Genomic DNA, 13,674 nt, shown 5'->3' on the forward strand with positions numbered 1-13,674 from the left:
CCTGTTCGCCGGCATCGAACGCGGTATCAAGGAATTCGCCCCGCTGCTCGGTGTCCGTAAGGCGGGCCTGTTCACCTCGTCGAGCTTCGTGCTGGGTGCGCCGGCGTACGTATATCCGGAATCATTGCCGATCGTCAACGCGTCTGGCGGCCCGAACTGCCGTGGGCTGCCCGACATCCCGACCAAGCAGACCGGCGGATCGTTCTTCCGTTCTCCGTTCCTGGTGACCGACAACGCGAACATCCCGTACGAGCCGTTCACCGAGTTGCAATTCGACGCACCATCGACGCTGCAGTTCTTGTTCCACGGCGCCTTCGCGGAACGGGACGACTTCTGATGGCCGCCTCGGGAATGCCGTCGCACCGCGAGATGATCATCAAGGTCAGCATTTTCGCGGTTGCCATGCTGCTGGTGTCCGCGGGGCTGGTGGTGGTCTTCGGTGACTTCCGCTTCGGGCCCGAAAGTACCTACCACGCAACGTTTACCAACGTGTCACGGCTGAAATCCGGTCAGAAGGTGCGCATCGCCGGGGTCCCGGTCGGCGCGGTGTCGGGCATCAAGCTCAACCCCGATAACACCATCGACGTGAAGTTCGGAGTCGACAAGCGCTACACGCTCTATTCGTCCACGCGCGCGGTGATCCGCTACGAAAACCTGGTCGGCGACCGATTCCTGGAGATCACTTCGGGCCCCGGGGAGCTGCGAAGGTTACCTGCCGGCGGGACGATCAACAGCCAACACACCCAGCCCGCACTGGATCTCGACGCACTGCTGGGCGGATTGCGGCCGGTACTCAAAGGTCTTGACGCCGACAAGGTCAACACCATCAGCGGCGCGGTCATCCAGTTGCTGCAAGGCCAGGGCGGGGCGTTGTCGAACGTGCTGGCCGACACCAGCGCGTTCTCCTCGGCGCTGGGCCAGCGCGACCAGCTCATCGGCGATGTGATCAACAACCTCAATTCGGTTCTGACCACCGTGGACCAGCGCAGCGCGCAGTTCTCGGCCAGCGTCGACCAGCTCCAACAACTGATCACCGGGCTGGCCCAGCACAAGGACGACATCGCCGGCGCCATCCCACCGCTGGCGTCGACCACGACGGATCTGACGGAGCTGCTGAAGAATTCGCGCCGTCCACTGCAGGGCATCCTGGAGAACACCCGCCCCCTGGCCACCGAGCTGGACAACCGCAAGGCCGAGGTGAACAACGACGTAGAGCAGCTCGGCGAGGACTATCTGCGGCTGTCCGCCCTGGGTGCCTACGGGTCGTTCTTCAACATCTACTTCTGTTCCGTGACGATCAAGATCAACGGCCCTGCCGGTAGCGACATCCTGCTGCCGCTCGGAGGCCAAGTGGATCCCAGCAAGGGGAGGTGCGCTTTTGCCAAGTAACGCAAGGCGCGGTGAGCGCGATCCACTGCGCACCGGCATCTTCGGCGTGGTGCTGGTGGTATGTGTCGTGCTGATTGCCTTCGGCTACGCCGGATTACCGTTCTGGCCGCAGGGCAAGATCTACGACGCCTACTTCAGCGACGCCGGCGGCATCAATCCCGGCAACGCCGTTTATGTTTCGGGCTTCAAGGTCGGCAAGGTGACCTCGGTGGGGCTGGCCGGCGACAGCGCCAAGATCAGCTTCAGCGTCGACCGCCACGTCGCCGTCGGCGACCAGTCGCTGGCCGCGATCCGCACCGACACCATCCTCGGTGAGCGCTCGATCTCGGTGACCCCGGCCGGTGGCGGTAAGGCGACCACCATCCCGCTCAGTCGCACGACGACCCCGTACACGCTCGCCGGCGCGCTCGAGGACCTGGGGCAGAACGCCAACAATCTGGACAAGCCGCAGTTCGAGAAGGCGTTGAACGTGCTGACCGACACGCTGCACGACGCCAACCCGCAGCTGCGCGGTGCGCTGGACGGCGTGACCTCGCTGTCGCGCACCCTCGACCGCCGCGACGAGGCGCTGCAAAGCCTGCTGGCACATGCGAAATCGGTCACCGGCGTGTTGTCGCAACGCGCCGACCAGGTCAACAAACTCGTCGATGACGGCAACGAGTTGTTCGCCGCCCTCGACGAACGGCGGGGCGCCCTGGACCAGCTGATCTCGGGGATCCAAGGCCTCTCGGCGCAGATCTCCGGCTTCGTCGCCGATAACCGCAAGGAATTCGGTCCCGCGCTGAACAAGCTCAACGACGTGCTGTCCAACCTCAACGAGCGCCGCGACTACATCACCGAGGCGCTCAAGCGGCTACCCACCTACGCCACCGAGCTGGGTGAGGTGGTTGGTTCGGGCCCCGGATTCAACGTCAACGTCTACGGCGTGATCCCGGCTCCGCTGCTTGCCACCATGTTTGACTTCTTCTACCAGCCCGGCAAGATGCCTGCCAGCCTCGCCGATTACCTGCGTGGCTTGATTCAGGAACGCTGGATCATCAGGCCGAAGTCACCGTGACGCGGCGGATCCTCGGCAGCAGGGGGCTGCGCTACGCCACCATCATCGCGCTCGTCGCGGCGCTGGTGGGTGGCGTGTATGTGCTCACGTCGCAAGCGAATAACCGTAAGATCGTCGGCTACTTCGCCTCCGCGGTCGGCCTGTATCCCGGTGACCAGGTGCGCGTCCTCGGTGTCCCGATAGGCACCATCGACACGATCGAACCCCGGCCGTCCGACGTCAAGATCACCATGTCGGTGAGCAAGGACGTGAAGATCCCGAAGGACGCCAAGGCGATCATCATGTCGCCAAACCTGGTGGCGGCCCGCTTCATTCAGCTGACACCGGCCTACACCGGCGGACCGGCGATGGCCGACGGCGCGAGCATCGGCCCGGATCGCACCGCGGTCCCGGTGGAGTGGGACGAGGTCAAGGAATCGCTGACCCAGCTGGCCGTGCAACTGGGCCCGACTGCCGGATCGATGCAAGGACCGTTGGGTGCGGCGATCAACCAGGCCGCGGACACCTTCGATGGCAAGGGAGAATCGTTCCACAACGCCTTGCGTGAGCTTTCGCAAGCCGCTGGGCGGCTGGGCGATTCGCGCGGCGACATCTTCGGCACCGTGAAAAATCTGCAGGTGCTCGTCAACGCGCTATCGTCGAGCAACGAACAGATCGTCCAGTTCGCCGGCAACGTCGCGTCGGTGTCACAGGTGCTCGCCGACAGCTCGCGCCACCTCGACACCACGCTGGGCACCCTCAACGTAGCGCTGTCCGACATCCGGGGTTTCCTGCACGAAAACAATTCGACGATCGTCGATACGGTCAACAACCTCAACGATTTCGCGAAGACGTTGAGCGACCAGAGCGACAACATCGAGCAGGTGCTGCACGTGGCGGGTCCGGGTATCGCCAACTTCTACAACATCTATGACCCCGCACAGGGCACGCTGAACGGCCTGTTGTCGATACCGGAGTTCGCCAACCCGGTTCAGTTCATCTGCGGTGGCTCCTTCGAGACCGCCGCCGGGCCCCGGGCGCCCGACTACTTCAAGCGCGCCGAACTCTGCCGTGAGCGGCTGGGACCGGTGCTGCGCCGGCTCACCGCGAACTACCCGCCGCTGATGTTCCACCCGCTCAACACGATTACGGCGTACAAGGGCCAGATCATTTACGACACGCCCGAGACGCAGGCCAAGTCTGCGACCCCGGTGCCGCAACTGACCTGGGTCCCGGCCAAGGGCGCTCAGACGCAGCCGGCCGCGCAGAACCCGGCGGACCTGCAGGCCCTACTGGTCCCGACGGCCCCGCAGGCAAACCCCGCGCCGGGCCAACCGGCGCCGGCCGGCACCGCTCCGGCTCCCGGACCCACTCCCGGAAGCGCGTTCGGCCCGCTGCCGGGCCCGCCCCCGGGCCAGACGGCCAACGGGCCCGCCGCCGACCTGGGCGGTGGCAGATGAACCGAATGTGGTTGCGCACCAGCGTATTGGCGTCGGGCGGCATGCTGCTGGCCGGCTGCCAATTCAACGGATTGAACTCACTGGCGATGCCTGGCACCGCCGGCCACGGAAGCGGCGCCTACTCGATCACCGTCGAACTGCCCGACGTCGCGACCCTGCCGCAGAACTCCCCGGTCATGGTGGACGACGTCACCGTCGGCAGTGTCGCCGGCATTTCGGCCGAACAGCGTGCCGACGGATCGTTCTATGCGGCAGTCAAACTGGCACTCGACAAGAATGTCGCTCTGCCCGCCAACTCCACGGCGACGGTCGCCCAGACGTCGCTGCTCGGTTCGATGCATATCGACCTGGCTCGCCCGAAGGACAAGCCCGCCGTCGGCAAGCTGAAGGACGGGTCGAAAATCGCGGAGGCCAACACCGGTCGCTATCCCACCACCGAAGAAGTGCTTTCGGCGCTCGGCGTGGTAGTGAACAAGGGCAACGTCGGCGCCCTGGAAGAGATCACCGATGAGACCTATCGGGCGGTCGCCGGGCGGCAGGACCAGTTCGTCGACCTGATTCCAAGGCTCGCGGAACTGACCTCCGGGCTCAACCGCCAGGTCAACGACATCATCGACGCCGTCGACGGATTAAACCGATTCTCGGCGACCCTGGCGCACGATAAGGACAACCTGGGCCGGGCCCTCGACACGCTGCCCGAGGCGATCCGCGTGCTCAACAAGAACCGCGACCACATCGTCGAGGCCTTCAGCGCGCTGCACAAACTGGCGAACGTCACCTCGAACATCCTGGCAAAAACCAAGGTGGACTTCGCCGCCGACATGAAGGACCTCTACTCGGCCGTCAAGGCGCTCAACGACAACCGCAAGAACTTCGTCACCTCGCTGCAGCTGTTGCTGACGTTCCCGTTCCCCAACTTCGGCATCAAGCAGGCCGTGCGTGGCGACTATCTCAATGTGTTCACCACCTTCGACCTCACCCTGCGCCGCCTCGGTGAAACCTTCTTCACGACGGCCTATTTCGACCCGAACATGGCCCACATGAACGAGATCCTCAATCCGCCGGACTTCTTGACCGGCGAGATGGCCAACCTGTCCGGACAGGCCGCGGACCCGTTCAAGATTCCGCCCGGCACGGCTTCAGGACAGTAGGGGGCGGGCGCAGATGCACGACAGACTGACCAAGATCCAGCTGGCGATCTTCGCGGTGATCACTGTCATCACCCTGACCGTGATGGCCATCTTCTACCTGCGACTGCCCGCGACGTTCGGCCTCGGAACCTACGGCGTGAGCGCCGATTTCGTCGCCGGCGGCGGCCTGTACAAGAACGCCAACGTCACCTACCGCGGCGTGGCCGTCGGCCGCGTCGAGTCGGTGGGCCTGAGCCCCAACGGCGTCATCGCCGGGATGCGGCTGAACAGTGGCACCGTCATCCCGTCGAATGTCACCGCGACGGTCAAGAGTGTGTCGGCGGTCGGCGAGCAGTACATCGACCTGGTGCCCCCGAGTTCGCCGGCAAGCGGCAAGCTGCACAACGGATCTCGCATCGAGCGGCAGAACACCCGGATCGGCCGCGACGTCGCCGACCTGTTGAAGCGCTCGGAGGCCTTGGTGAACAGCCTGGGCGACACCCGGTTGCGTGAGCTGCTGCACGAGACGTTCATCGCGGCCAACGGCTCAGGTCCGGAGCTGGCTCGGCTCTTCGAGTCCGCCCGGCTGCTGGTCGACGAGGCCAACGCCAACTATCCGCAAGTCTCGCAGCTGATCGATCAGGCCGGCCCGTTCCTGCAGGCCCAGATTCGTGCCGGCGCTGACATCAAGTCGCTGTCCGACGGTCTGGCGCGGTTCACCTCCGAGGTCCGTCAGGCCGACCCGCAGCTTCGCGACACCCTGGCCACGGCCCCCGGCGCCACCGACGAGGCCAGCACCGCGTTCTCCGGCATTCGTCCCTCCTTCCCGGCCCTGGCCGCCAGCCTGGCCAACCTCGGCCGGGTCGGTGTGATCTACCACAAGTCGATCGAGCAGCTGCTGGTCGTCTTGCCTGCGCTGTTCGCCGCCATCACCACCGCCGCGGGCGGCGGTCCGCAGGACGAGGGCGCCAAGCTGGACTTCAAGCTCGACCTCAACGACCCGCCGCCGTGTGCCGTCGGCTTCCTGCCGCCGCCGGTGATGCGCACCCCGGCCGACGAGACGGTGCGCGAGCTGCCGAAGGACATGTACTGCAAGACGGCACAAAACGATCCCAGCACCGTCCGCGGCGCGCGCAACTACCCGTGCCAGGAGTTCCCCGGAAAGCGCGCCCCGACGATTCAGCTGTGTCGCGACCCGAAGGGCTACGTGCCGGTCGGCCGCAATCCGTGGCGCGGCCCGCCGGTGCCCTACGACACCCCGGTCACCAACGGCTTGAACGTGTTGCCGCCCAACCACTTCCCGTACATCCCGCCGGGTGCGGAGCCCGATCCGGGGACGGCCATCGTCGGGCCGCCGCCCCCGGGTGTGACGCCCGGGCCGGGGCCGCTGCCGAACAAGCAGCCGGCCTTCGACCCGCCGCCGCCCAACAACAATGGGCCGCCACCGCCATTCACGTCCTGGCAGCCGCCCGGCATTCCCCCGGTGCCGCCCCAGCTTCCGTATCCCAAGTGGCTGCCCCCGCCGGCGCCGCCAGAGGGCATCAACCCGCCGCCGGCCGGCCCAGGACCCGAGAAGCCGTGGGGACCGCCACCCGGCGGACAGCCGCAGGCCAGCGGACCGGCCTACGCCACCTATGACCAGAAGACCGGCGCGTTTATCGATCCGGCCGGCGGCACTGGTATCTTCGCGGCCGGCGCAACCGGCACCTCCGGCGCCGAGAACTGGGTGGACCTCATGCTTGATCCAAGGCCGATGTAATGGACCCTGCCGTGGCAGACGAACCGACAACCGCGACGCGCGTTCGTCGACGAGCTTCGCGTGCGGCGGGTCCGGCCAAGGGCGGGCCGGCCCAGGATGTGACGGTCCAGGCCGAGGCGCCGGCCGCGAAAAAGCAGCCGGCGAAACCCGTCAAGACCCTGAAATCGATCAAGCCGCCGCCACGACGGCAGCCGCACCGTGTCCTGGCTGGTTGGATCTCGTTCGCGGCGGCACTGCTGGCGGTCGGGGCGTTGGCCGGTTGTGTTGCGGCGCTGTTCTTTTCGCAGCGTCACGCCGCCGCCGCGCAGGCGCGCGATCAGCGTTTCGTCGACACCGCCACCCAGACGGTCGTCAACATGTTCAGCTATAAGCAGGACAACATCGACGAGAGCGTGAACCGCTTCGTCAACGGCACCAGCGGCCCGCTGCGCGGCATGCTCGGCGCCAACAACAATGTCGAGAACCTCAAGGGGCTGTTCCGCTCCACCAATGCGACGTCGGAGGCGGTCATCAACGGCGCGGCGCTGGAAGGCGTTGACACCGTTACCGATAACGCGTCGGTGCTGGTGTCGGTGCGCGTCACCGTCGCCGACATCGACGGGGTCAACAAGCCGTCCATGCCGTATCGCCTGCGCGTCATCGTGCACGAAGACGATGCCGGGAAGATGACCGGCTACGACCTGAAATATCCAGACGGGGGTAATTGATGCGATGGCGGCGCCGGCTGCTGGTCATCGCGGGTTACCTCATGGCCGTGGCATTCGTCGGGTTGTCCGCGGTGGCCGGCTGGATGTACTGGGACCGGGTGCAGACTCGCGGCGAGCAGGCAGCGCGCGCGGCGCTGCCCGGGTTGGCGGCTAAGGAGATCCCCGAGGTCTTCGCATACGACTACCAAACCGTCGAGCGCAGCCTGTCGGCGGCGTATCCGTTGTTGACCCCGGACTATCGCGCGGAATTCCAGAAGAGCGCCAACAACCAGATCATCCCCGAGGCCAAGAAACGCGAAGTGGTCGTGCAGGCCAATGTCGTTGGCGTGGGCGTGATGTCGGCCAAACGGGAATCGGCTTCGGTGATGGTCTTCATGAACCGGACCGTGACCGACAAGTCACGCCAGCCGCTGTATGACGGCAGCCGGTTGCGGGTGGACTTCAAAAAGGTCGGCAAGCAGTGGCTGATCGCCTACATCACTCCGATCTAGTACCAACGGGTCGAGGTCAGTAGCACATCGCGATGCCGTTGCAATACAACGGATAACGATTGATCGGGCTGGGTGGCGGGCCGACCATCGCCAGCGAGAACGGTTCCTTCTTCATGCCCGGCTGCAATCCGCACACGGCGCCGTGCATGGTGGTGTGGGTGCCGCTCATCGTCTCGTCGCTGAACGCGAAGGTTTCGGTGGTGGGTCCGGTGCCGCCCCCCGGGCATGCCACACCGTCGGCCTTATCGACCTTGAAAGTCCATAGCATGCTGGACATCCGGGCCCGGCCGCTGAAGTTCTGCAGCTTGTCCGCGGCGCTGATCTGCTCGGGCGTCGAACTCACGATGTTCAGCGCGCAGTTCATCGCGAACACGATCGGGTCGTTGTAGTCGTTCATGTTCCGGGTGCCCGAGGGCTGATCGCAGAGCGCCGAGATGGTCCAGGTAACCCCGGACACGCCCGCCTCATTGAAGTTGTAGGTGCCGTCAGCCGGTGGTCCGATCGCTTTGGCCGGTTCACCGGATTGCAGAGCGATCCCTACCGCGACGGCCGTGAAGATGCCGGCACCCGCGGCCATCCCGTGACGGAGTTTCACGTGATTCCCCTCCTTCACGCTCGATGCTGCATCTGAGTATCACAGCGTTTGGGCGCCAGCACCATGGGTTCTTGCACGCGGGCGCTAATCGCCGTCGCCGGGCCGGGATTCGTCGAGCGCATCGAGGAACGATCTCGCCCAGCGGTCGACGTCGTGAGCGAGAACCTGGCGGCGCAGTGACCGCATCCGGCGGCGTCCGTCTTCGGCGGATTGGTTCAGCGCGGCCTCGATCGTGTCCTTGACGCCTTCGAGGTCGTGCGGGTTGACCAGATACGCCTGCCGGAGTTCAGCGGCGGCGCCGGTGAATTCGGACAGGACGAGCGCGCCGCCGAGGTCGCTGCGGCAGGCGACGTACTCCTTGGCCACCAGGTTCATCCCGTCGCGCAGCGGGGTGACGAGCATGACGTCGGCGGCGACGAAGAACGCGATGAGTTCGTCGCGGGGGACCGGGCGGTGCAGGTAGTGCACCACCGGATGGCCGACTTCGCCGTACTCGCCGTTGATGTGGCCAACCTGGCGTTCGATGTCGTTGCGCAGGTGCTGATAACTGTCCACCCGTTCGCGGCTGGGGGTAGCGAGCTGGACCAGCACGGTGTCGTCGCGCTTGGCGCGACCTTCGGCGAGCAGCTCCGAAAAGGCCTTCAGCCGAACGTCGATGCCCTTGGTGTAGTCGAGCCGGTCGACGCCGAGCAGCACCTTGCGGGGGTTGCCCAGTTCCGCCCGGATCTCGCGGGCACGCCGCTTGATGTCGCGGTGACGGGCCGCCTCGTCGAGAGAACTGGAGTCGATGGAGATGGGGAAGGCGCCCACCCGAACCACGCGGGACTCGAGTTCGACCTCGCCGTACCGCGACCGCACTCCTACCGCCCCGCGCGAGGTGTTGGCACCGATCAGCCGTCGGGCCAGGAACAGGAAGTTCTGCGCACCGCCGGGCAAATGGAATCCCACCAGGTCGGCACCGAGCAGCCCCTCGACGATCTCGGTCCGCCAAGGCATCTGCATGAACAACTCGACCGGCGGGAAGGGGATGTGCAGGAAGAAACCGATGGTCAGGTCGGGCCGCAGTTCGCGCAACATTTTGGGGACCAGCTGCAGCTGGTAGTCCTGCACCCAGACCGTCGCGCCTTTCGCGGCGGCGTGCGAGGTGGCTTCGGCGAAGCGGCGGTTGACGGCGACGTAACGTTCCCACCATTCGCGGTGGTAGATCGGTTTGACGACGACGTCGTGATACAGCGGCCACAGCGTGGCGTTCGAGAAACCCTCGTAGTATTCGGCGACGTCGTCGGCGCTCAGCTTGACCGGCCGCAGCTCCAGGTCGTCCTGGACGATGGGCTCGCCGTCCTGGTCGGTGTCCTCTTCGACGGTTCCGGGCCAGCCGACCCACGCGCCACGCTGGCGGCGCAGCAGCGGCTCGAGGGCCGTGACCAGCCCCCCGGGGCTGCGCTTCCACGCAGTGCTGCCGTCGGGCAGCCGCTCCTGATCCACCGGCAGGCGGTTGGCGACTACGACGAAGTCGGAGTTCCCGAAATCGGCTGCCTTAGAGCTTCGCCCTCCCCCGGGAGACATTTACGCGTCGAGCTTCGCCGGCCCAATACCCAGCATGGACAAAAACACCCGGCATTCATCGGCGTCGTTGGCGTACGCCGCGACTACCCGCCTGGCCTGGCTCGCAGTGTCGTCGGCCACCGGTTCGACATCGCCGATTTCGCCAGGATCAGATTTTGTAGGCATGACTTAACTGTAGGCGACGCGTATGACCGGTCGCAGGCCGTCTCACCAGCTAACGGGCTTTAGGAGCAGTTATGGCTCGTTTGCAGGGGTTCGGCGCGCCGCTCGCGAAGACACGATGGACTCCCCGCCGCGGTGATGCACGATAAGCAGGTGGTCGATCAGGACGCCGATGACGACATGGTGTTCGAGTTCGTCGATGTCGTTGTGGAGCGCCAGGGGGTGCGCGCTCTTGACGGGCTGACCGCCGCCATTCCGGGTCGCGGTGTGACGGCGGTGTCCGGACCGTCGGGCGCGGGCAAATCGACCCTGCTACGGCTGTGCAACCGGCTGGAGCTGCCGACCAGCGGGCGGGCCTGTTTCTACGGGTCGGACATCGCCGGCCTCGACCCGCTGTCGCTGCGGCGCCGGGTGGGCATGTGCTTCCAGCGTCCGACGCCCTTTCCCGGCACGGTCGCCGACAACCTGCGGGCCGCCGACCCGGATGCGTCCGATACGCGGATGCGGGAGACGCTGGCCCGGGTGGCGCTGACCGGATCGTGGTTGGGCCGCGACGTGGCCGAACTCTCGGGCGGCGAAGCGCAACGCGTGTGCCTGGCCCGCACCCTGATGGCGCAACCGCAGGTGCTGCTGCTGGACGAACCCACTTCGGCCGTCGACACCGAGGCCGCCGAGGTCATCGAACGCGCGGTGCGCGAACTGGCCGCCGACGGCATCCCCGCCCTGTGGGTCACCCACAACTCGGCGCAGGTGCAAAGGGCGGCCGACTGGGTCTTGCGCCTGGAGTGCGGCCGCAGCCTGGGGCTGGGGCCGATCGGCTCCAAGCCCGGCGGCGGCTCGGTGGCGTGATGAACGGTCAAGTCGGCTGGGTGGGCCTGGCGACGTCGCTGATCCTGGTGGCTTTCGCGGCCGGAGTCTCACTGTGGCGGCGATTGGGATTGGAGCGGCAGCTGCTGTGGGCCGCGGCCCGCGCGCTGGTGCAGTTGCTGCTCGTGGGCGGGGCGCTGACGCTGCTGTTCGAACCGGGCCGGTCGCTGTGGTGGTCGTGGGCCTGGGTCGCCGGGATGGTGGCCTACGCCGGAGATGTCGCCCGGCGCAGGGCGCCGGAGGTGCCGCGCTTCGCGCCGCTGGCCGTGGCCGCGTTCGCCGGCGCGGCGCTGGTGACGCTGGGGGTGATCTTCGGCCTGCGGGTGTTCCCGCTGCAGGGGCGCACTCTGGTGCCGGTCGCCGGGATGATGATCGGCAACTCGATGACCGCCATGGTGTTGGTGGCCCGGCGGTTGGTAGACGAGCTGCGCGACAAGCGCGAGGAGGTCGAAGCCCGCCTCGCGCTGGGACAACCGTCGAGGCAGGCCGCGACGCCGTATTTGCGAATCGCCTTGCGCTCGGCCATATCTCCGCAGATTGAAACGACCAAGGCCACCGGCCTGGTGTTCCTGCCGGGCGCGATGACCGGTCTCATCCTCGCCGGCGTGCCGCCGTTGCAGGCCGTGCTGGTGCAGGCCGTGGTGATGTTCTTGATCCTGGGTTCGGTCGCCGCCACCACTGTGGTCGTCGCGATGGGCATCGTCCGGCTGGTGTTCACGCGCGACCATCGCCTGATGCCGCTGGCCCGGCGGCCCGAGAGCACCGGGGGACACCGCGGTCGGTAGGCCCGTCGGCCCATCACCCCAGCGCGGGCCCGGTTACACACTGGCCGTAATGTGTAAACAAGGCCAATTCAACGACGAACGAGGTGGGCGGAATGACAGTCTCCGAGCAAGCCGACACCGGGGCGGCCGACGCCAACTCTCCGGAGCTGGTGGCCTACGAGACCCTCGATGAGGGCCGCATCGCCCGGATCTGGTTGAACCGGCCCGATGCCCACAACGCGCAGAGTCGGCTCCTGCTGGTCCAGCTCGACGAGGCATTCGGCCGGGCCGAGGCCGACGACACGGTTCGCGTGGTGATCTTGGCGGCGCGCGGCAGGAACTTCTCCGCCGGCCACGACCTGGGTTCCGAGCAGGCCCTGGCCGAGCGCGCACCGGGCCCGGGGCAGCACCCGAGCTTCCGCTCGCGCGGGGCCACGCTCGAGCCGATCATGGAGAAGCTGTACCACCAGGAGTGGCACTATTTCTTCGAAAACACTTGCCGTTGGCGCGATCTGCGCAAGATCACCATCGCCCAGGTGCAGGGGAACGCGATCTCGGCCGGCCTGATGCTGATCTGGGCCTGCGACCTCATCGTCGCGGCCGACAACGCGAAGTTCAGCGACGTCGTCGCGGTCCGGCTGGGCATGCCGGGTGTCGAATACTACGCCCACCCTTGGGAATTCGGACCACGCAAAGCCAAAGAGCTGCTGCTGACCGGGGATTCGATCGACGCGGACGAGGCGCACCGGCTGGGCATGGTGTCCAAGGTTTTCGCTGCCGACGAATTAGAGGAAAAGACACTCGAATTCGCGCGACGCATCGCCGAGCGTCCCACGATGGCGTCGCTGCTCATCAAGGATTCGGTCAACGCCGCCTCCGACGCGATGGGCTACACCGAGGCGCTGCGGCACGCGTTCCACGTGCACCTGTTGGGGCATGCCCACTGGGCGGCGTTCAACGAGAACCGTTGGCCGGTTGGCCAGCCCCCGCACGTCGAGGATTGGCGGGACGCCAAGCCGACGAAGCTGGCGCGCCGCGACACGCCGTAGCGCCGCGCCGCAGCGACCCTAACGAGACCGGGGGTAGCGATATTCACCCCGAGGGGACATGCTTCTATAGCTAGAACTTGTTCCAGTTTGAAAGGGCCTCGCGTGCAGCTTTCTTTCGAAGACCGGACATATCTGATCACCGGCGGCGGCAGCGGGATCGGCAAAGGCGTGGCCGCCGGGCTGGTCGCCGGCGGCGCGTCGGTCATGATCGTCGGCCGCAACGCCGATCGCCTCGCGGCGGCCGTCAAGGAGATCGAGGCCCTTCCCGGTGGCGGCTCGATCCGTTACGAGCCCGCCGACGTCACGAACGAGGACGAGGTGGTCCGCGCGGTCGACGCCGCCACGGCCTGGCACGGTCGGCTGCACGGCGCGGTGCACTGCGCGGGCGGCTCGCTGACGGTCGGGCCGATCACCCACACCGACTCGGAGGCGTGGCGAAACACCGTCGACCTCAACGTCAACGGCACCATGTACGTGCTCAAGCATGTGGGGCGCGAGCTGGTGCGCGGCGGTGGCGGCTCGTTCATCGGGATCTCGTCGATCGCGGCCAGCAATACCCACCGCTGGTTCGGGCCCTACGGGGTCACCAAGTCGGCGATCGACCACATGATGATGCTGGCCGCCGACGAACTCGGGCCGTCGTGGGTGCGGGTCAACAGCATCCGGCCGGGTTTGATCCGGACCGATCTGGTCGACGCG

At 66.6% G+C, this 13,674-nt stretch carries 14 protein-coding genes and 1 pseudogene; 12 read left to right on the top strand and 3 right to left on the bottom strand.

Annotated features, from left to right (window positions below):
- From A5652_RS12295 to A5652_RS12330, 8 genes and pseudogenes are all read left to right on the top strand, one after another.
- A pseudogene (locus A5652_RS12295) lies at positions 1-337 on the top strand (MCE-family protein); the annotation flags it as partial.
- On the top strand, positions 337-1,389 hold the full coding sequence (locus A5652_RS12300) for a virulence factor Mce family protein (protein ID WP_067351124.1): 1,053 nt from the start codon (positions 337-339) through the stop codon (positions 1,387-1,389). The pseudogene A5652_RS12295 and the gene A5652_RS12300, both read left to right, overlap by 1 nt.
- On the top strand, positions 1,379-2,446 hold the full coding sequence (locus A5652_RS12305; protein WP_067351128.1) for a virulence factor Mce family protein: 1,068 nt from the start codon (positions 1,379-1,381) through the stop codon (positions 2,444-2,446). The genes A5652_RS12300 and A5652_RS12305 overlap by 11 nt, the downstream gene beginning before the upstream one ends.
- Positions 2,443-3,885 (top strand): virulence factor Mce family protein, encoded by a 1,443-nt coding sequence (locus A5652_RS12310; protein WP_067351131.1) that lies wholly within the window; start codon positions 2,443-2,445, stop codon positions 3,883-3,885. Before A5652_RS12305 ends, A5652_RS12310 begins: the two co-directional genes overlap by 4 nt.
- On the top strand, positions 3,882-5,036 hold the full coding sequence (locus tag A5652_RS12315) for a virulence factor Mce family protein (protein ID WP_067351134.1): 1,155 nt from the start codon (positions 3,882-3,884) through the stop codon (positions 5,034-5,036). Before A5652_RS12310 ends, A5652_RS12315 begins: the two co-directional genes overlap by 4 nt.
- A 13-nt stretch (positions 5,037-5,049) precedes the next feature.
- Complete coding sequence (locus A5652_RS12320; protein ID WP_067351136.1) at positions 5,050-6,774, top strand: virulence factor Mce family protein; 1,725 nt, start codon at positions 5,050-5,052, stop codon at positions 6,772-6,774.
- Complete coding sequence (locus A5652_RS12325; protein WP_067351141.1) at positions 6,774-7,481, top strand: mammalian cell entry protein; 708 nt, start codon at positions 6,774-6,776, stop codon at positions 7,479-7,481. Before A5652_RS12320 ends, A5652_RS12325 begins: the two co-directional genes overlap by 1 nt.
- Positions 7,481-7,972 carry a mammalian cell entry protein gene (locus A5652_RS12330; RefSeq protein WP_067351145.1) on the top strand — a complete coding sequence of 164 codons (492 nt, stop codon included), beginning with the start codon at positions 7,481-7,483 and terminating at the stop codon, positions 7,970-7,972. Before A5652_RS12325 ends, A5652_RS12330 begins: the two co-directional genes overlap by 1 nt.
- Before the next feature lie 16 nt (positions 7,973-7,988).
- Here the strand turns inward: A5652_RS12330 and A5652_RS12335 are convergent, their stop codons facing one another.
- The 3 genes from A5652_RS12335 to A5652_RS27580 form a co-directional block, all read right to left on the bottom strand.
- Complete coding sequence (locus A5652_RS12335; protein WP_369805787.1) at positions 7,989-8,549, bottom strand: hypothetical protein; 561 nt, start codon at positions 8,547-8,549, stop codon at positions 7,989-7,991.
- Positions 8,550-8,651: 102 nt separating this feature from the next.
- Complete coding sequence (locus A5652_RS12340; RefSeq protein WP_067351153.1) at positions 8,652-10,133, bottom strand: trehalose-6-phosphate synthase; 1,482 nt, start codon at positions 10,131-10,133, stop codon at positions 8,652-8,654.
- Positions 10,134-10,298 (bottom strand): hypothetical protein, encoded by a 165-nt coding sequence (locus A5652_RS27580; RefSeq protein WP_007772513.1) that lies wholly within the window; start codon positions 10,296-10,298, stop codon positions 10,134-10,136.
- 135 nt (positions 10,299-10,433) lie between these two features.
- Here A5652_RS27580 and A5652_RS12345 point away from each other — a divergent pair, with 135 nt between their 5' ends.
- The 4 genes from A5652_RS12345 to A5652_RS12360 all read left to right on the top strand — a co-directional run.
- The gene (locus A5652_RS12345) at positions 10,434-11,144 is read left to right on the top strand and encodes a phosphate ABC transporter ATP-binding protein (RefSeq protein ID WP_067351158.1); all 711 of its coding nucleotides are present in this window, start codon (positions 10,434-10,436) and stop codon (positions 11,142-11,144) included.
- A complete protein-coding gene (gene fetB, locus A5652_RS12350; RefSeq protein WP_067351160.1) occupies positions 11,144-11,947 on the top strand; it encodes an iron export ABC transporter permease subunit FetB in 804 nt (267 codons plus the stop codon). The genes A5652_RS12345 and fetB overlap by 1 nt, the downstream gene beginning before the upstream one ends.
- A gap of 92 nt (positions 11,948-12,039) precedes the next feature.
- A complete protein-coding gene (locus tag A5652_RS12355; protein ID WP_067351162.1) occupies positions 12,040-12,975 on the top strand; it encodes an enoyl-CoA hydratase in 936 nt (311 codons plus the stop codon).
- 102 nt (positions 12,976-13,077) lie between these two features.
- On the top strand, positions 13,078-13,674 hold a 597-nt coding region (locus A5652_RS12360; protein WP_067351163.1), incomplete at its 3' end, for an SDR family oxidoreductase.

The organism is Mycobacterium sp. 1165178.9 (assembly GCF_001673555.1).
GTDB lineage: Bacteria > Actinomycetota > Actinomycetes > Mycobacteriales > Mycobacteriaceae > Mycobacterium.

Excerpts from the sequence above, each read along its gene's own strand:
- A5652_RS12300 (WP_067351124.1), top strand. The coding sequence starts at position 337 with ATGGCCGCCTCGGGAATGCCGTCGCACCGCGAGATGATCATCAAGGTC.
- A5652_RS12315 (WP_067351134.1), top strand. The coding sequence starts at position 3,882 with ATGAACCGAATGTGGTTGCGCACCAGCGTATTGGCGTCGGGCGGCATG.
- A5652_RS12320 (WP_067351136.1), top strand. The coding sequence starts at position 5,050 with ATGCACGACAGACTGACCAAGATCCAGCTGGCGATCTTCGCGGTGATC.
- A5652_RS12325 (WP_067351141.1), top strand. The coding sequence starts at position 6,774 with ATGGACCCTGCCGTGGCAGACGAACCGACAACCGCGACGCGCGTTCGT.
- A5652_RS12330 (WP_067351145.1), top strand. The coding sequence starts at position 7,481 with ATGCGATGGCGGCGCCGGCTGCTGGTCATCGCGGGTTACCTCATGGCC.
- A5652_RS12335 (WP_369805787.1), bottom strand. The coding sequence starts at position 8,549 with ATGGCCGCGGGTGCCGGCATCTTCACGGCCGTCGCGGTAGGGATCGCT.
- A5652_RS12340 (WP_067351153.1), bottom strand. The coding sequence starts at position 10,133 with ATGTCTCCCGGGGGAGGGCGAAGCTCTAAGGCAGCCGATTTCGGGAAC.
- A5652_RS27580 (WP_007772513.1), bottom strand. The coding sequence starts at position 10,298 with ATGCCTACAAAATCTGATCCTGGCGAAATCGGCGATGTCGAACCGGTG.
- A5652_RS12345 (WP_067351158.1), top strand. The coding sequence starts at position 10,434 with ATGCACGATAAGCAGGTGGTCGATCAGGACGCCGATGACGACATGGTG.
- fetB (WP_067351160.1), top strand. The coding sequence starts at position 11,144 with ATGAACGGTCAAGTCGGCTGGGTGGGCCTGGCGACGTCGCTGATCCTG.
- A5652_RS12355 (WP_067351162.1), top strand. The coding sequence starts at position 12,040 with ATGACAGTCTCCGAGCAAGCCGACACCGGGGCGGCCGACGCCAACTCT.